This is a genomic window from Mesorhizobium sp. M0244 (assembly GCF_040321795.1).
Lineage (GTDB): Bacteria > Pseudomonadota > Alphaproteobacteria > Rhizobiales > Rhizobiaceae > Mesorhizobium.
Genome location: NZ_JAMYSE010000020.1, coordinates 65,739 through 82,245, shown reverse-complemented (window position 1 = coordinate 82,245; position 16,507 = coordinate 65,739). Strand labels below are relative to the sequence as shown.

Below are 16,507 nucleotides of genomic sequence, written 5' to 3'. Positions count from 1 at the left end.
ATCGCCCAGAACCTCAGGAAATTGGCCAAGATCTGCACTATCCGGACACCAATCCCAGCCACTTAGGGCAAGGAGGCCGCCTCGACCCAATCGCAGCTCGTCGCGGCGAAAAGAACGCCTGGCTTAATCACCGACTTCTTCAACACAATCGGTGGAAAGCGGACCATGCGAATGCCCCAACTTGACATACCTATCGCGCGCCGAGGGCCGCAAGGCTAAGGTCCGGTTGCGCTATTAGATAACGGAGCCCCTTGGTTCCGACGTCGCCTCGCTCAACGGTATTGAAGCCGTGCCGGCCGAGATCCGCTGCAACTTTGTCCAAATCGACGTAACCATGCCGGTGGAGCCGAAAGGTGCTCCTCTGGCGTGGCGGTTTTGCAAAATCGACGATAAGCACACGACCGCCCGGCTTCAGGACGCGGAAGGCTTCTCTGCCGAATTCCTCGCGGCCTTTCTTTGGAAGATGGTGGAACATCAGCGTGCTGAGGACGACATCGAATTCCCCATCCTTGAAAGGCAGTTCCTGAGCGGTGGCGGTCGAGAACCCGACTTGTAACCCGGCTCGCCGGGCCTTTGCCGCTGCGCGCGCAACCATTTCGGCGGAGGCGTCGACGCCGTTCACACGCCCCTCCGGCCCCACCTTCTGTCTGGCGAGGAGCGCGGTGGTGCCGGTGCCGCACCCGACATCCAGGACCACTTCTCCCGGTTTCAGCTTGGCAAAGCTTAGTATCCTTTCGCGAAAAGTACGTTCGCGGCCGAAAGTCAGAAGCCACGCGAGCGTGTCGTATAGGGCGGCGGAATGAAGGGTGATGCCGACATGCGGCGCCTTCTCGTCTGCGGCGGCCGGTCTGCGGACCTTGGCGGACAGCCGCCTGTGAGCGCTTTGCCAAATCAATAGGCTTGCGATCACGACGAGTACACCAGCATGAAGCAGAAGGATGGGAATTCCCAAGGAAAAGACCGCATTTGCCTGTCCCAACGAGAAAAATGCCGCAAGCACCACGGCCACTTTGACGAGCGCGACTAGCGCATGCCCGCCAACTATTGTTCCAAAAAGCCGTTGGTGCATTGCTTTATCTCCTGCCAGCCGGCCCCGCGCTGGGCCTTTCGCAACAGCATATGATACTGGACAGTGTGTCCAGTATCAGTTTTACTGGCCAGATCGCACCGGCCCGCCCAATACTGGACGGTTTGGTGTCCTATGACCGGAAAAGGATGTTGCCGATGCCAGCCGGATCGATCGACCGTCGGGTCGCCAGGACCCGCAGCCGACTGCAGCAGGCGCTTTTCAGACTGACCGCCGAGAAGGGGTATACGGCGGTCACGGTCGAGGACATCTGCAGGGACGCCGATGTCGGCCGCTCGACTTTCTATACGCACTATCCCGACAAGGACTGCTTGAGGAAAGCAACGATCGACGAGCATATGAAGGGCTTGCAGGCACGCGGTGCCGAACGCCATTCGCAGAGAAATGCCAAGGGTTTTTCCTTCAGCGGTCCGGTGTTCAAGCATGCTCATGCCACGCGGGAGATGCACCGTGCGCTGATGGGCGGGAAAAAGCGCGAAATGCCAGAAGAGATCCGTGGCTGGATAAGCAAGCAGGTTCGCCACGAATTGGCGAATATCCAAGGTGATGACGGCGGAGCCAGACTTGAGATCGCCACACGCTTCATCGTTGGCGCGTTCTTTGAAGTGATGCACTGGTGGCTTGAGAGGGATACGAAGCTGTCCCCCACGGAGATCGACCAGACATTCCGGCAACTTGCCTTCAACGGGATAAATGCGGTGTTCGCTGAACCGACGAGGATCGAATAGAGGCCAAAAGGGGCTTCGTTTGATCGCCCACAGAAGGGCGCAAGCGATATTCCGTCTTGGCGAGCAAGCTTCAGGTTTTCACCACGAGTTCGACCGGGCTAGTCTGGCACGAATCCTGCCGCGTGACCGTTGAACGCAATGGATCTGTGCCGATGTTGAACAGAAGAACGCTGCTTGCGCAGACCGCCGGCTTTGCGGTCATGGGGCTTTCGCTCGGCAAAGCAGCGGCGAAAAACCTGCCCGGCATCGAGAAAGCCGCGATGCGCGGGGCGATCAACGCAACCGAGCTCGGCGTCCGGCCCGGCGCGCTTGACGACCAGAGCAAGGCTTTCGCCAAGCTGCTGCGCGATGCGCACGACCGCGACATGCCGGTGTTCCTGCCACCGGGGACCTATATTGTTTCCAACCTGTCGCTGCCCGGCCGCGTGCGCCTTTCCGGCGTGCCGGGCGCATCGCGGATCGTCTATGGCGGCAATGGCCATCTCATCATGTCGGAACAGGCCGAGCATGTCGAACTCAGCGGGCTGGTGTTCGACGGCAGCAATCGCTGGATGGGCGACTACACGCAAGGCCTGCTCGATCTGCGCCGCATCGCCCATCTGGTCGTCGACAATTGCCAGCTTACCGGCAGCGGCAAGAACGGCCTGGCGCTCGAGCACGCCTCGGGCCGCATCGAGCGCTCGGAGATTTCCCGCGCAGCCGACGCCGGCATCTATTCGGTCGAGGCCAATGGCCTGGAAATATCAGGCAATAGCGTCTCCGACTGCGCCAATGGTGGCATTCTCGTGCACCGCTGGCAGGCGGACGAAGACGGCACCATCGTCAGCGGCAACCGGATCGAGCGCATCCAGGCGCGCAGTGGCGGAACCGACCAGAACGGCAACGGCATCAATGCGTTCCGCGCCGGCAATGTCATCATCTCCGGTAATATTGTCTCGGATTGCGCGTTCTCGGCGATCCGCGCCAACAGTTCCAGCAATTTGCAGATCACCGGCAACACCTGCTCGCGTTCGGGCGAGACGGCCGTGTATTCCGAATTCTCGTTTGAAGGCGCCGTCATCAGCAACAACATCGTCGATGGCGCCGCCAATGGTATTTCGATCGTCAATTTCAACGAAGGCGGCCGCATGGGCGTGTGCTCCGGCAACATCGTCCGCAACCTGGCGACCAGCGGTCCCTACCCTGCCGACGCGCCCGGTTTCGGCGTCGGCATCAGCGTCGAGGCGGACACCACCGTTTCCGCCAATGTCGTCGAGAATGCGCCGCTCTACGGCATGCAGATCGGCTGGGGACCATTCATGCGCAACGTGATCGCGACGGGAAATATCATCCGCAAAGCCGGAACCGGCATCGTCGTCACCGTGGTCGAAGGTGCCGGGACGGCAATCATTTCGGACAATGTCATCGACGGGGTCCATAAGGGCGCGATCATCGGCCAGCGCTGGGCCGAGCCGGTGACCGGCGACCTCGCCGCCTCAGGCAATGCCGGCTATGCGCATCTGACCGTCGAGCGCAACCACGTCAGTTGAGTGCGGCGGTGGGCCGGAGCGCGCCTACTTTGGCGCCGATCCGGCTTTCGATGGGCGGATTTGCTTGTTCGATCAGCTTTGCCGCCAGCGCCTGGTCCGCGTGCAAAAGCTTTGCCAGCACGGCCGCGACCACCACTTCGGCGGCACGGCCAGCGCCATCATCGCATTTCAGCGCGATGCCAAGGCCAAGCTCCGGAAGGGCGGCACAATGGACGCCCTCGGCCCCTCCCTTGGCGAAAATCCGGCCGGAGGCGGCCGCCATCAGCGCGACATCCGCCCTGCCCGTACCGGCGACGAAAAACGGCTCGGCCATGCAGGCGGAAAGCAGCCGCTTGGCCGCCCGGGCGCGCACCGGCTCGAAGCCGGCGCCCGTCGCCATGCGGGCAAAGCCAAGCGCGAAACTGCGGAGAGGCACGGCATAGGTCGGGATCGAGCAGCCGTCGGTGCCACGGTGATCGGCGTCATGGGCGGCGCCGGTCACTGCCTGCATCGCGTCGCGCACCATCTCCTGCGAGGCATGGTCCGCCTTAACGTAGCCGCGATGAGCGATGCCGCTGTGAACGCAGGTGCAGAGAAAGCCCGAGTGCTTGCCGGAACAATTATTGTGCAAGGCGTTCGGCGCACGGCCGGCGCGCGCGAGCGCCAGCGTCGCCCCGTGGTTCGACGGCCAATGCGCGCCGCATTCGAGCGCGGTGTCGTCGAGGCCGGCTTTCGCCAACATGGCGCGCGCCAGCTCGACATGCGCCGGCTCGCCGGAATGCGAGGCGCAGGCCAGCGCCAGTTCCCGGTCGCCGAAGCCGTAGGAATCGGCGGCACCGCTCTCGACCAGCGGCAACGCCTGAATCGCCTTGACCGCCGAACGCGGGAACACCGGGTGTGCCGTGTCGCCGATCTCCCAGACGGGCTTGCCGTCGGCGTCGAAGACGGCAACAGCGCCACGATGGGCGCTCTCGATGATCGCGCCGCGCAAAACTTCGACCAGAACCGGATTTGTCATGAATTCCCCGTGAAATGCGGGGCCGCTTTTATCTGATCCGGTCGAGAATGGAAACGTAGTTGGCGACCGCCGCGCCGCCCATGTTGAAGACGCCGCCGAGCTTTGCTCCCGGCACCTGGATGCCGCCGGCCTCGCCGACAAGTTGCATGGCGCTCAGCACATGCATCGATACGCCGGTGGCGCCGATCGGATGGCCCTTGGCCTTCAGCCCGCCGGACGGATTGACCGGCAGCCTTCCGTCCTTCGCCGTCTCGCCATCCAAGGCCAGCTTGGCGCCCTCGCCCGGCTTGGCCAGGCCCATCGCCTCATACTCGATCAGTTCGGCGATGGTGAAACAGTCGTGCGTCTCGACGAAGGACAGGTCGCCGAGCGTCACGCCCGCTTTCTTCAGCGCCTGGTTCCAGGCCTGCTCGCAGCCTTCGAAGGCGAGGATGTCGCGCTTCGACATCGGCAGGAAATCCTGCACATGCTCGTTGGCGCGGAACGCGACGGCGCGGCGCATTTTCAGCGCCGTCGCCGTGTCGGCGAGGACAAGGGCGGCGGCGCCGTCCGACACCAGCGAGCAGTCGGTGCGCTTCAGCGGGCCGGCGACGAAGGGGTTTTTTTCGCTTTCCTGGCGGCAGAACTCGTAGCCGAAATCCTTGCGCATTTGCGCATAGGGGTTGTCGACGCCGTTCTTGTGGTTCTTGGCGGCGATCATCGCCAGCGCGTCCGACTGGTCGCCGTAGCGCTGGAAATAGGCTTGGGCGATCTTGCCGAAGACGCCGGCGAAGCCTGCCGGCGTTTCGCCGTCCTCCGGCAGATACGAGGCCTTGAGCAGGTTCTTGCCGATCTCCGGACCAGGCGTCGTCGTCATCTGCTCGGCGCCGACCACCAGCACGATACGGGCGGCATTGGCGTCGATGGCGCGGATGCCTTGCCTGACTGCCGCCGAGCCGGTGGCGCAGGCGTTCTCGACGCGGGTCGCCGGTTTGAAGCGCAGCCGGTCGTCGGCCTGGAGAACCAGGCTCGCGGTGAAATCCTGGGCGGAAAACCCAGCGTTGAAGTGGCCGAGCACGATCTCGTCGACCTCATCTGGACCGATGCCGGCATGATCAAGCGCCTCGACTGCCACCTTGGTGATCAGGCCCTCCAGCGTCTCGCCTTCGAGTTTGCCGAAGCGCGAATGCGCCCAACCGACGATGCATGCTGTCATGGCGATCTCCATCCTGCAGGCCCGGCTACGCGATGTCGCAGCGGCTCGGCATTGTTCAACCATGAACCGTTCCTCCGACTTCGTGAAGGGGCCAGAACCGCACAATCGCTTGATCTTGATATCTGGTCATAATGTCTGGCTTTTGCCAGCAAATCAGGCTGAATTTTTTGTTGATTGATGCGTCAATAAAAAATAATCTCGTCACAACAGGCCGGAGCAAGTATGCCGAAACTCGGAATGGAGCCGTTGCGCCGCAGGGCGCTCATTGACGCAACGATCTCGGCGATCGGCGAGCGTGGTTCGCTTGATGTGACGATGTCGGAAATCGCCGGGCGCGCCGGCGTGTCCTCGGCGCTTGCCCACCATTATTTCGGCGCCAAGGACGAATTGCTATTGGCGACGATGCGGCACATCCTGAGCGAGCTCACCGCCGATACGCGCCGCGCGCTTCGCGCGGCCGGCACGGCGCGCCAGCGCGTCTCGGCAGTGGTCGCGGTCAATTTCTCTGATATCCAGTTCCGGCCGGAAACGATCGCCGCCTGGCTCGCCTTCTATGTCGAGGCGCAGAAGTCGGCAGCACTTCGCCGGCTGCTCAAGGTCTATGCGCGGCGGCTGCATTCCAATCTGCTCAGTGGGCTGAGCGGCATCCTGCCGAGAAGCGAGGCCGACCGGGTTGCCGAAGCGACGGCGGCGCTGATCGACGGGCTCTTTATCAGGCGCGCGCTGAAGGACGGCGTTCCCGATGCCGCGACCGCGATCGCACTGGTCGAGGACTATCTCGAAACTAAACTCAGCGGACGGCAGCAGCAGTGACATCCAAGCGACCCAACATCCTGATCGTCATGGTCGATCAGCTCAACGGAACGCTGTTTCCAGACGGGCCGGCGGACTTCCTGCACGCACCGCATCTGAAGGCGCTCGCCGCGCGTTCGGCGCGTTTTTGCAACAATTACACCGCATCGCCGCTCTGCGCGCCGGGCCGGGCCGCATTCATGAGCGGCCAATTGCCGTCACGCACCGGGGTCTATGACAACGCCGCCGAATTCGCGTCCTCGATCCCGACCTTTGCGCATCATCTGCGCGCCGCCGGTTATCACACCTGCCTCTCCGGCAAGATGCATTTCGTCGGTCCGGACCAGTTGCACGGCTTCGAGGAACGGCTGACCACCGACATCTATCCGGCCGATTTCGCCTGGACGCCGGACTATCGCAAGCCCGGCGAGCGAATCGACTGGTGGTATCACAATCTGGGTTCAGTGAGCGGCGCCGGCGTCGCCGAGATCACCAACCAGCTGGAATATGACGACGAGGTCGCCTTCCACGCGGTGCAAAAGCTCTACGATTTCGCCCGCGTCTCCGACGATGTGGCGCGCCGGCCCTGGTGCCTGACGGTTTCCTTCACCCACCCGCACGACCCGTACGTCGCGCGGCGGCGCTACTGGGATCTCTACGAGGATTGCCCGGCGCTCGAGCCCGAGATCGGCTTTATTCCCTACGACAGGCAGGATCCGCATTCGCAGCGGCTCTACCGCGCCAGCGACTATGACAGCTTTGAGATCACGGCGGAGCAGGTCCGCCGCGCGCGGCGCGGCTACTTCGCCAACATCTCCTATCTCGACGACAAGCTCGGCGAATTGCTGTCGGTGCTCGACCACACGCACATGCTCGACGATACGATCATCCTGTTCTGCTCGGATCACGGCGACATGCTCGGCGAGCGCGGTCTGTGGTTCAAGATGTGCTTCTTCGAAGGTTCGGCGCGGGTGCCGCTGATGATCGCCGGCAACGGCATCGCCGCCGGCCTGATCGACACGCCGGTCTCCAACCTCGACGTGACGCCGACGCTTTGCGGCCTCGCCGGCATCGACATCAGTGCGATTGCGCCGTGGACCGACGGCCAGTCGTTGCTGCCGCTGCTGAACGGAAAGAAACGCTCCGCGCCGGTGCTGATGGAATATGCCGCCGAAGGCTCCAACGCGCCGATGGCGGCGATGCGCGAGGGTCGCTACAAATTCATCCATTGCGAGATCGATCCGCCGCAACTGTTTGATCTGGAATCGGATCCGCGGGAATTGACCAATCTCGCCGTCGATCCGGCCAATGCGGCTTTGGTGAGCGCTTTCACCGACAAGGTGCGGGCGCGCTGGGACATGGCGGCGTTCGATGCCGCGGTGCGTGCAAGCCAAGCCCGCCGCTGGGTGGTCTACCCGGCGCTGCGCAACGGCACCCATTATCCCTGGGAATTCCAGCCGCTGCAGAAGGCGTCGGAACGCTACATGCGCAACCACATGAACCTCGACCTGCTCGAAGAGCAGAAGCGCTTTCCGCGAGGCGAATGATGGCCGACAGTCTCGTCCCGTCGCTCGACCATCTCAGGCAGGCCTATGCCGTCACCTCCAAGGCGACGCAGATCACGCCGCTGCTGGAATCGGCGGCACTCGCCGGCGAGACCGGCGCTGCCCGGGTCTTCGTCAAGCCGGAATCGCTGCAATGGGCCGGCTCGTTCAAGGTGCGCGGCGCCTATTGGCGGCTGAAGCGACTGTCGCCCGATGAAGCCAAAAAGGGCGTCGTCGCCTATTCCTCCGGCAATTTCGCGCAAGGGCTGGCGGCCGCCGGCCAAGCGCTCGGCATTCCCGTCACCATCGTCATGCCGATCGACGTACCTGCCGCCAAGCGCGACGCCACATCAGGCTATGGCGCGCGCGTCGTGCTGACCGACCATGGCGAGCGCGCGCGTGAGGAGGTCGCCGCTGCCAAGGCGCGCGAGATCGCCGAGAGCGAGAACCTGGCGCTGCTGCACCCGTTCGACGATCCGGAGATCGTCGCCGGCCAGGCCGGCGCCGGACTGGAAGCGCTCGACCAGCTCGCCGCAATGGGAGCGGAGTCCGATCTGTTGTTCTGCTCGGTCGGCGGCGGCGGGCTGATCGGTGGGGTTTCGCTGGCCTTCCACTATCTATCGCCGGCGACCGAGATCATCGGCGTCGAGCCGGAAGGTTTCAACGGCATGGGCGCGTCGCTGGCGCATGGCGCCATCGAGACGATGCCGGCCGGGCCGAAATCGATCTGCGACGGGCTGATGTCGCGGCGGCCCGGCGACGCGCCGTTCGCAGCGGTGAAGGCCGCCGGCGTTCGCGGCATAACTGTCGACGATGTGTCGGTGCGGCGGGCGATGCGCATCGCCTTCGAGCGGATGAAGCTGGTGCTTGAGCCATCCGGCGCTGCCTCGCTGGCGGCGTTGCTCAGCGGCAAGGTCGACGTAATCGGCAAGACCGTTCTCGTGATCGCAACTGGCGGCAACGTCTCGCTCGCCGATTTCATGGCGCACATGACCCATGTTTGAAGCGGATTTCGTCATCATCGGCTCCGGCTCGGCCGGTTCGGCCATGGCCTACCGGCTGTCGGAGGACGGCAAGCATTCGGTGATCGTCATCGAATATGGCGGCAGCGATATCGGGCCGCTGATCCAGATGCCATCGGCGCTATCGATACCGCTCAATATGAGCCTCTACGACTGGGGCTTTGCCAGCGAACCGGAGCCGCATCTCGGCGGCCGCGTGCTGGCGACGCCGCGCGGCAAGGTCATCGGCGGCTCATCCTCAATCAACGGCATGGTCTATGTGCGCGGCCACGCCCGCGATTTTGACCATTGGGCCGAACAGGGCGCGGCCGGCTGGGGCTTTGCCGACGTGCTCCCCTATTTCAAGCGCATGGAGGACAGCAATGGCGGCGAGAATGGCTGGCGCGGCCACGGCGGCCCGCTGACCGTACAGCGCGGCTCGCGGACCAATCCGCTCTACGGCGTCTTTGTCGAGGCAGGCCGTCAGGCCGGTTTCGAGCTGACCGATGATTACAACGGCGCGAAGCAGGAAGGCTTTGGGCCGATGGAGCAGACCATTCGCGGCGGGCGTCGCTGGTCGGCGGCGAGCGCCTATCTCAGGCCGGCACTCAGGCGGAAAAATGTCAGCCTGGTCAAGGGCTTCGCCCGACGGGTGATCATCGAGAATCAACGCGCCATCGGCGTCGAGATCGAAACGCGCAAACAGGTTCAGGTGGTCAGAGCCCGGCGTGAGGTGATCGTTGCCGCGTCCTCGATCAATTCGCCCAAAATCCTGATGCTGTCCGGCATCGGCCCCGGCCAGCACCTCAGAGAGAACGGCATTCCGGTGATCGCCGACCGGCCCGGCGTCGGCCGCAATTTGCAGGACCATATGGAGCTCTACATTCAGCAGGAATCGACAAAGCCGATCACCCTGAACTCGGTGCTGAACCCGTTCTCGAAGGCATTGATCGGGGCGCAGTGGCTGTTCTTCAAGTCCGGCCTCGGCGCTACCAATCATTTCGAGGCGGCCGCCTTCGTGCGCTCGCGCGCCGGCGTCGACTATCCCGACATCCAGTATCACTTCATCCCGGCGGCGGTCCGCTATGATGGCAAGGCGGCGGCGAAGGCGCATGGCTTCCAGGCGCATGTCGGGCCGATGCGGTCGAAGTCGCGCGGTTCGGTCACGCTGCGCTCGCCCGATCCCAAATCGAAGCCGGTGATCCGCTTCAACTACATGTCGCATCCGGACGACTGGACGGAGTTCCGCCACTGCATCCGGCTGACCCGTGAGATCTTCGGGCAAGCGGCCTTCGATCCTTACCGCGGCAAGGAGCTGTCGCCGGGTTCACATTTGCAATCGGATGACGAGCTCGACGCCTTCATCCGCGACCACGCCGAAAGCGCGTATCACCCTTGCGGCACCTGCAAGATGGGCCGTGCCGACGATGCGATGAGCGTCGTCGACCCGGAATGCCGCGTCATCGGCGTCGACGGGCTGCGGGTCGCCGATTCCTCGATCTTCCCGCGCGTCACCAATGGCAATCTCAACGCGCCGTCGATCATGACCGGCGAGAAGGCCGCCGACCACATTCTCGGACGCTCGCCGCTGGCGCCCTCCAACCAGGAACCATGGATCAATCCGCGCTGGCAGGCGTCGGACAGATAGGCCATGATCCGGCGGACGCATATTCCCGCATGCCGCGATAGACGATTTGGAGAACAGCCATGCGCGCCCAGCCAACGGCATCGCACTATGTCAACGGCCGCTATATCGAGGACGAGCGCGGCGCGCCGCTGCCGGTCATCTATCCGGCGACCGGCGAGACCATCGCCATGCTGCGCTCGGCGACACCGAACGTGCTGGAGCTCGCTATCGAGGCCGCGCGTGCGGCACAACCCGCCTGGGCGCGGCTGAAGCCGGTCGAACGCGGCCGTATCCTGCGCCGCGCCGCCGACATTTTGCGCGCCCGCAATGCCGATTTGGCGCGCATCGAGACCCTCGACACCGGCAAGCCGATCCAGGAAACACTGGTCGCAGACGCCCCGTCGGCCGCCGATTGCCTCGAATATTTCGGCGGTGCGGTCGCCGCCTTTAATGGCGAGGCCGTCGATCTCGGCGGTCCCTTTGCCTATACCAGGCGCGAGGCGCTCGGCGTCTGCGTCGGCATCGGCGCCTGGAACTACCCGATCCAGATCGCCGGCTGGAAATCCGCACCGGCCCTCGCGATGGGCAATGCCATGGTGTTCAAGCCGTCGGAGAACACGCCACTTTCAGCACTGGCGCTCGCTGAAATCTACACCGAGGCCGGCCTGCCCGATGGGCTGTTCAACGTCGTGCAAGGTTTTGGCGATGTCGGCGCCGGCCTTGTCGGCCACGATGTCGTCGCCAAGGTCTCGGTGACTGGCTCGGTGCCGACCGGCCGCAAGGTGCTGTCGCTCGCCGGCTCGAAGATGAAGAACGCGACGATGGAGCTTGGCGGCAAGTCGCCGCTGATCGTCTTCGACGATGCCGATCTCGAAAATGCCATCGGCGGCGCCATGCTCGGCAATTTCTATTCGACCGGCCAGATCTGCTCCAACGGCACGCGGGTCTTCGTGCAGAGCAGCATCCATGACCGTTTCGTCGAAAGGCTGACCGAGCGGACCAAGAAGATCCGTATCGGCGATCCGCTCGACCAGGAAACGCAGATGGGGCCGCTGGTCTCGAAGGCGCAGCACGACAAGGTCGTCTCCTACATCGAGGCCGGCAGGCAGGATGGTGCCGTGCTCGCCTGCGGCGGCAACGTGCCTTCGCTGCAGGGCTTCCAGGGCGGTTTCTTCGTCGAGCCGACTGTGTTCACAGGTGTCACCGACACGATGCGCATCGCCCGCGAGGAGATTTTCGGGCCGGTGATGAGCGTGCTGAAATTCGACGGCGAGGACGAGGTGGTCGAGCGCGCCAACGACACCGAATTCGGCCTCGCTGCCGGCGTGTTCACGCGCGACCTGCAGCGCGCCCACCGCGTCATCGCCGAGCTGCAGGCCGGCACCTGCTGGATCAATGCCTACAATCTGACGCCGGTCGAGATCCCCTTTGGCGGCTTCAAGCAGTCCGGCATCGGCCGCGAGAATTCGCTGGCGGCACTGGCACTCTATTCACAGCTGAAGTCGGTCTATGTCGAGACCGGGGACGTCGCCAGCCCGTACTGATCCTTGCGGGCCGTGCCGTCCAGATATTGCGTCAGCGCGCAGACCAGATGGTAGAAGATGCTGGCCGGCACCTCGTTTGCCAGCGAACGGCCACGCTCGTCGATGCGGTCGATCCACAGGCCGAGCGGTGCCGGATTGATGTGCCAGCGGAACAACCGGCCGACCCGAGCCTCGATCTCCGGCTTCAGGTCGGGACCGCCCGAACCGTCCAGCGCGATCGCCGCCTTGATCGCTTCGGCCTGCGGCCAGCTGCGCGAGACGCGGTCGAGCGGCAGGCCTTGCCGCGAGACGGCGCCGTAGGCGAGGCCGGTGGCGCGGTTGAGGCCATTGGCGATCGCCGACGCGTAGAGTTTCCTGGCGAGGCCGGTCAAGCCGCTCTGGCCGCTGCGGCCGGCGAAGTCGACCAGCAGCGAGGCCCATTCGAAATGATGGCCTGGTTCCGTCCAGGTGCCTTTCTCGCCGGGAGCCGGCCGCCATTCATGGTCGAAATACTCGCCAAGCGTCCAGCTCTCAGGATCGAAGAAATGGCTGCGGAACAGATCGACGATGCGCGCGGCGCGGCGGAGATGGGCGCGCTCGCCCGTCGCCTGATGCCAGGCCAGGAACGCCTCGAGCAGATGCATGTGCGGGTTGGAGCGGCGCTCGCCCTCGCCGCTCGAGGTCTCGAGAAAACCGGTCAGGCGTTGGTCCTCGAGATGCGCGTCGAGGAACGCAAAGGTTTCCTCGCCAAGCCGCAATGCGTCCGGATTGCCGCACATATGGGCATGCGCCAGCGCCAGAAGCACGCAGGAATGGTCGTAGGCATCCTCCGCAGCGTCGGCGACGGTGCCGTCGATGTTGAGCGTGCGCACCCAGCCGCCATTGTCGGTGCGGCCGTTCCTCGCCATGAATTCGATGCCGTGGCTGATCAACCGATCGGCCGGGCCGTTCCAGCCACGCGCCTTGGCGACGGCGAAGGCGTAGATCTGCCTGGCCTGCGTGCGCATGCGCTTGGGTTTCATCAGCGGGGTGGCGTCGAAGCCGAGCGCTTCGTGGAACCCGCCATGGCGTTCGTCAACGCCGACAGTCGACCACAGCGGCACCGTCTCCTCGAACAGCCAGTGGTGCACGCGGCGCTGCCAGGCGCCGCTTTCGATGACGCGATCGTCGGCGGGCGTGAACCTGGTTTCCAGGCGGCCGCTCTTTTCGAGCTGTTCGACGATCTTCTTGACGTTCTGGCTGTGGCTGACCGGAGCCACGAAAGTGGCGTCGGCGGTCGACACGATGGCGACGTCCTTCATCCCGATGGCCGACAGCAGGCGGCCGTCGCTGCGGATATAGGAGTTCTCGCAGTCGATGGCGACGACGTCGCCGACGATGACGTTGCCCTGCGTGTCGGAGGGCCCGACGTCGAGCAGCGACTGCCAGGAACCGAGATCGTTCCAGCGAAAGCCGGCCGGCACCATGGCAATGCCGCTGGCGCGCTCCATGATCGCGTAGTCGATCGATGTCGACGGGATGGCGGCATAGAGCTCCAGAGGCATATAGAGGCCGGAAAGATCTGATGTCGCCGCCTGGTAGGCAGCCTCGGTGGCGCTCCAGATATCGGGCTGGAAAGCCATGAATGCATCGCGCATGGCGCTGGCGCGAAACAGGAAAATGCCGGTGTTCCAGTAGAAATTGCCGGCCTCGAGATAGCTCTGCGCGGTCGCGAGATCGGGTTTTTCGACGAAACGCGAGACGTCGTAGATGCCATCCCGCTCGCCGGCCACCTCGATGTAGCCATAGCCGGTCTCGGGTTGCGCGGGCTTGATGCCGAACACCACCAGCCTGCCCTCGCGCGCCGCCGCAGTGCCGGCCTCGACGCTCCGCCAGAATTGCTGCGCGGTCGCAATCTCATGGTCGGACGGCACCACCAGCACCAGGCTGTCGCCGAATTCCGACAGCGTGCGCAGGCTTGCCAAGGCAACGGCCGCGGCAGTGTTGCGTCCGGTCGGCTCGAACAACGGGCCGCCGCCGGAAAGCTCGTGGCCGGCAATATCGGCATGAACGCGGTCGGCGTGCCTTTCCGAGGCAATCAGAAAAACCGGCGTTTCGCCTTCCGGCCGCGCGGTCAGCCGGCGCAGCGTCTTGGCCAGCATCGAACCATCGCCCGAGAAATCATGGAACTGCTTGGGATTGTCCTCGCGCGACAGCGGCCATAGTCGCGAGCCGACGCCGCCGCTCATCACAAAACTGACGATCCGTTCGGTCATGAAAACAAGCCCCGCATTCAAAAGGTCTGATTGTAGGCGCCGACTTCGGGGCTGCGGCGCAGCACCGCATCGACGGCTTCGAACATCTGCCGGCGCCGCTCGGACGATACCGGGCTCTCCACCACCACCACAAGCTCCGGCTTGTTCGATGATGCCCGCACCAGCCCCCAGGTACCATCCTCCGCCACGACCCTGACGCCGTTGACGGTGATCAGCTCGGCGATCTTTTGGCCGGCGAAGACCGCGCCCTCGTCCTTCATCTCGCGAAAATCGCCAGCGACCCGCTCGACGACACCGTATTTGAGCTCGTCGGCGCAATGTGGCGACATGGTCGGCGTGCCGAAGGTCAGCGGCAGATCGCGGTAGAGGTCGGCCATGCTGCTTTGCGGGCTGCGGTCCAGCATCTGGCAAATGGCGATGGCCGTGACCAGGCCATCGTCATAGCCGCGGCCGATCGGAGGATTGAAAAAGAAGTGGCCCGATTTCTCAAAACCGGCGGCGGCGCCGAGTTCGGCGACGCGCCGCTTGATATAGGAGTGTCCGGTCTTCCAATAGTCGGTGACCGCGCCATTTTCCCGCAGCACCTTATCGGTCATGAACAATCCGGTCGACTTGACGTCGACGACGAAAGTCGAGCCGGGATAGAGGTGCGAGATGTCGCGCGCGAGCATGACGCCGACCTTGTCGGCGAAGATCTCGTTGCCTTCATTGTCGACCACGCCGCAACGGTCGCCATCGCCGTCGAAACCGAGCCCGACATCGGCGCCCGTTTCCAGCACCTTGTCGCGAATGGCGTGCAGCATCTGCATGTCTTCGGGGTTGGGATTGTAATTGGGAAACGTATGATCGAGCTCGACGTCGAGCGGGATCACCTCGCAGCCGATCCGCGCCAGCGCTTCGGGGGCGAAAGCGCCGGCGGTTCCGTTGCCGCAGGCAGCCACCACCTTGAGCTTTCTCGATATGCGTTTTCCGTTGGTCAGATCGTCAAGGTAGGTTTTGCGGAAATCGGGAACAAAGGCGTAGGAGCCGCCACCGACAAGGTCGAAATCGCCTGACAGCACGATCGCCTTCAGCGCGCTCATCTCCTCGGGACCGAAGGTCAGCGGACGCGCCGCGCCCATCTTGACGCCGGTCCAGCCATTCTCGTTATGCGAGGCGGTGACCATGGCGACGGACGGCGTGTCGAGCGCGAACTGGGCGAAATAGGCCATCGGCGACAAGGCCAGCCCGACATCCTTGACCCGCGCGCCGGCGGCCATCAGCCCGGAAACCAGCGCCAGCTTGATGGCAAGCGAATAGGCGCGGAAATCATGGCCGGTGACGATGTCGGGTCCGGCACCCAGGCGCCGGATCAGCGTGCCGAGCCCCATGCCGAGCGCCTGGACGCCGATCAGATTGAGTTCCGGCGGCTCGTTCGAGCCCGGATGGCCGAACCACCAGCGTGCATCATATTCGCGAAACCCGGACGGCTTGATCAACGCCGAGGTTTCGAACTCGAATGTGTTTGGTCTGGCATGGCTAACGATCTTCATCGACAAGACTGCGAACTCCAAGCGGCTGAATCAATGTTTCGAGGCAAGTGGACGGTTACCTGCCAGGAAGCCTTTAAGCTGTGTTTGTGCGACAGGAAACTGAAACCTGTATGACGTTGCGGCGAAAGCGAAAGAAATGCGACGGAAGCGCTGCCATTGGCGCTTGCAGGAACCAAACGCGGCGGCTATAAGCCCGCGGTCTGGTCACGGAGTGTAGCGCAGCCTGGTAGCGCACATCGTTCGGGACGATGGGGTCGCAGGTTCAAATCCTGCCACTCCGACCAGAAAAAACATGTCCGACCCGGAGACATGGTTCACGGCCCGGAGAGCCTACAGGCTCTCTTTGCAAGTCGCCGCCTTGCATTCGACCAGAAGGAAGGTTTGGCCGAGGAGAGGCCAAGGGGTTGCCCGCAGTGGCTCGGATCGCGGCCATTGCCGAGGCGAGCGGATGCTCGTCGTCACCGACAACGGGAGGGATTTCCAAGGCATCGGAATCCTCAATCCGCTTCGGAATGCCAAATCGCCCCGCGAAGGCCGGCATGGGGATCAACACCTCAGCTGCAAGCGCAACATGGGATGGCCCGTGGCCATCATATCGGTGCGGCAGTGAGTCACCCCTCCCCGAACTCGCCAAACTCTTTGCCGGAGGGATAGCCAAGCCGGTGCGACTCCTGCACCGCATCTCGCAAGTCTCTGC

At 63.9% G+C, this 16,507-nt stretch carries 15 protein-coding genes and 1 tRNA gene; 11 read left to right on the top strand and 5 right to left on the bottom strand.

The window, feature by feature from the left end; genetic code table 11:
• Positions 1 to 185: hypothetical protein (locus NKJ08_RS15265; protein WP_352782223.1), on the top strand; the 185-nt coding region annotated here is incomplete at its 5' end.
• 5 nt (positions 186 to 190) lie between these two features.
• Here NKJ08_RS15265 and NKJ08_RS15260 read toward each other — a convergent pair.
• Positions 191 to 1,069 carry a class I SAM-dependent methyltransferase gene (locus tag NKJ08_RS15260; RefSeq protein WP_352782221.1) on the bottom strand — a complete coding sequence of 293 codons (879 nt, stop codon included), beginning with the start codon at positions 1,067 to 1,069 and terminating at the stop codon, positions 191 to 193.
• A gap of 50 nt (positions 1,070 to 1,119) precedes the next feature.
• On the opposite strand from NKJ08_RS15260, the gene NKJ08_RS15255 reads away from it, so the two are divergent.
• Together NKJ08_RS15255 and NKJ08_RS15250 are read left to right on the top strand one after the other, a co-directional pair.
• Entirely contained in the window at positions 1,120 to 1,815 is a 696-nt protein-coding gene (locus NKJ08_RS15255; protein ID WP_352782219.1) for a TetR/AcrR family transcriptional regulator, read from the top strand.
• Positions 1,816 to 1,967: 152 nt separating this feature from the next.
• A complete protein-coding gene (locus NKJ08_RS15250) occupies positions 1,968 to 3,344 on the top strand; it encodes a TIGR03808 family TAT-translocated repetitive protein (RefSeq protein ID WP_352782217.1) in 1,377 nt (458 codons plus the stop codon).
• Here the strand turns inward: NKJ08_RS15250 and NKJ08_RS15245 are convergent.
• Entirely contained in the window at positions 3,337 to 4,341 is a 1,005-nt protein-coding gene (locus NKJ08_RS15245; RefSeq protein ID WP_352782215.1) for an asparaginase, read from the bottom strand. The two genes, NKJ08_RS15250 and NKJ08_RS15245, sit on opposite strands and share 8 nt — an antisense overlap.
• Before the next feature lie 28 nt (positions 4,342 to 4,369).
• Entirely contained in the window at positions 4,370 to 5,536 is a 1,167-nt protein-coding gene (locus tag NKJ08_RS15240; RefSeq protein WP_352525619.1) for an acetyl-CoA acetyltransferase, read from the bottom strand.
• Here NKJ08_RS15240 and NKJ08_RS15235 point away from each other — a divergent pair.
• The 6 genes from NKJ08_RS15235 to betB are packed head-to-tail and all read left to right on the top strand — an operon-like array spanning position 5,535 to position 12,044.
• Positions 5,535 to 5,714, top strand: a complete 180-nt coding sequence (locus tag NKJ08_RS15235; protein WP_352525618.1) for a hypothetical protein — start codon at positions 5,535 to 5,537, stop codon at positions 5,712 to 5,714. The genes NKJ08_RS15240 and NKJ08_RS15235 overlap by 2 nt on opposite strands.
• A 44-nt stretch (positions 5,715 to 5,758) precedes the next feature.
• Positions 5,759 to 6,349, top strand: a complete 591-nt coding sequence (gene betI / locus NKJ08_RS15230) for a choline-binding transcriptional repressor BetI (protein ID WP_352525617.1) — start codon at positions 5,759 to 5,761, stop codon at positions 6,347 to 6,349.
• Positions 6,346 to 7,875 (top strand): choline-sulfatase, encoded by a 1,530-nt coding sequence (gene betC, locus NKJ08_RS15225; RefSeq protein ID WP_352782212.1) that lies wholly within the window; start codon positions 6,346 to 6,348, stop codon positions 7,873 to 7,875. The genes betI and betC overlap by 4 nt, the downstream gene beginning before the upstream one ends.
• Complete coding sequence (locus NKJ08_RS15220; protein ID WP_502896002.1) at positions 7,875 to 8,876, top strand: threonine/serine dehydratase family protein; 1,002 nt, start codon at positions 7,875 to 7,877, stop codon at positions 8,874 to 8,876. The genes betC and NKJ08_RS15220 overlap by 1 nt, the downstream gene beginning before the upstream one ends.
• Positions 8,869 to 10,521 (top strand): choline dehydrogenase, encoded by a 1,653-nt coding sequence (betA, locus tag NKJ08_RS15215; RefSeq protein ID WP_352525614.1) that lies wholly within the window; start codon positions 8,869 to 8,871, stop codon positions 10,519 to 10,521. Before NKJ08_RS15220 ends, betA begins: the two co-directional genes overlap by 8 nt.
• 59 nt (positions 10,522 to 10,580) lie before the next feature.
• A complete protein-coding gene (gene betB / locus NKJ08_RS15210; protein ID WP_352525613.1) occupies positions 10,581 to 12,044 on the top strand; it encodes a betaine-aldehyde dehydrogenase in 1,464 nt (487 codons plus the stop codon).
• Here the strand turns inward: betB and NKJ08_RS15205 are convergent.
• Positions 12,008 to 14,278: an AGE family epimerase/isomerase gene (locus NKJ08_RS15205; RefSeq protein WP_352525612.1), complete on the bottom strand. Its 2,271-nt coding sequence runs from the start codon at positions 14,276 to 14,278 to the stop codon at positions 12,008 to 12,010. The two genes, betB and NKJ08_RS15205, sit on opposite strands and share 37 nt — an antisense overlap.
• A 17-nt stretch (positions 14,279 to 14,295) precedes the next feature.
• A complete protein-coding gene (locus NKJ08_RS15200) occupies positions 14,296 to 15,810 on the bottom strand; it encodes a phosphomannomutase/phosphoglucomutase (RefSeq protein WP_502900667.1) in 1,515 nt (504 codons plus the stop codon).
• Between the two features lie 207 nt (positions 15,811 to 16,017).
• On the opposite strand from NKJ08_RS15200, the gene NKJ08_RS15195 reads away from it, so the two are divergent.
• A tRNA-Pro gene (locus tag NKJ08_RS15195) sits at positions 16,018 to 16,094 on the top strand.
• 164 nt (positions 16,095 to 16,258) lie between these two features.
• Positions 16,259 to 16,420 carry a hypothetical protein gene (locus tag NKJ08_RS15190; protein ID WP_352525609.1) on the top strand — a complete coding sequence of 54 codons (162 nt, stop codon included), beginning with the start codon at positions 16,259 to 16,261 and terminating at the stop codon, positions 16,418 to 16,420.
• The last annotated feature ends 87 nt before the right edge of the window (positions 16,421 to 16,507 follow it).

Excerpts from the sequence above, each read along its gene's own strand:
- NKJ08_RS15260 (WP_352782221.1), bottom strand. The coding sequence starts at position 1,069 with ATGCACCAACGGCTTTTTGGAACAATAGTTGGCGGGCATGCGCTAGTC.
- NKJ08_RS15255 (WP_352782219.1), top strand. The coding sequence starts at position 1,120 with ATGATACTGGACAGTGTGTCCAGTATCAGTTTTACTGGCCAGATCGCA.
- NKJ08_RS15250 (WP_352782217.1), top strand. The coding sequence starts at position 1,968 with ATGTTGAACAGAAGAACGCTGCTTGCGCAGACCGCCGGCTTTGCGGTC.
- NKJ08_RS15245 (WP_352782215.1), bottom strand. The coding sequence starts at position 4,341 with ATGACAAATCCGGTTCTGGTCGAAGTTTTGCGCGGCGCGATCATCGAG.
- NKJ08_RS15235 (WP_352525618.1), top strand. The coding sequence starts at position 5,535 with ATGGCGATCTCCATCCTGCAGGCCCGGCTACGCGATGTCGCAGCGGCT.
- NKJ08_RS15240 (WP_352525619.1), bottom strand. The coding sequence starts at position 5,536 with ATGACAGCATGCATCGTCGGTTGGGCGCATTCGCGCTTCGGCAAACTC.
- betI (WP_352525617.1), top strand. The coding sequence starts at position 5,759 with ATGCCGAAACTCGGAATGGAGCCGTTGCGCCGCAGGGCGCTCATTGAC.
- NKJ08_RS15220 (WP_502896002.1), top strand. The coding sequence starts at position 7,875 with ATGGCCGACAGTCTCGTCCCGTCGCTCGACCATCTCAGGCAGGCCTAT.
- betA (WP_352525614.1), top strand. The coding sequence starts at position 8,869 with ATGTTTGAAGCGGATTTCGTCATCATCGGCTCCGGCTCGGCCGGTTCG.
- betB (WP_352525613.1), top strand. The coding sequence starts at position 10,581 with ATGCGCGCCCAGCCAACGGCATCGCACTATGTCAACGGCCGCTATATC.
- NKJ08_RS15205 (WP_352525612.1), bottom strand. The coding sequence starts at position 14,278 with ATGACCGAACGGATCGTCAGTTTTGTGATGAGCGGCGGCGTCGGCTCG.
- NKJ08_RS15200 (WP_502900667.1), bottom strand. The coding sequence starts at position 15,810 with ATGAAGATCGTTAGCCATGCCAGACCAAACACATTCGAGTTCGAAACC.
- NKJ08_RS15190 (WP_352525609.1), top strand. The coding sequence starts at position 16,259 with ATGCTCGTCGTCACCGACAACGGGAGGGATTTCCAAGGCATCGGAATC.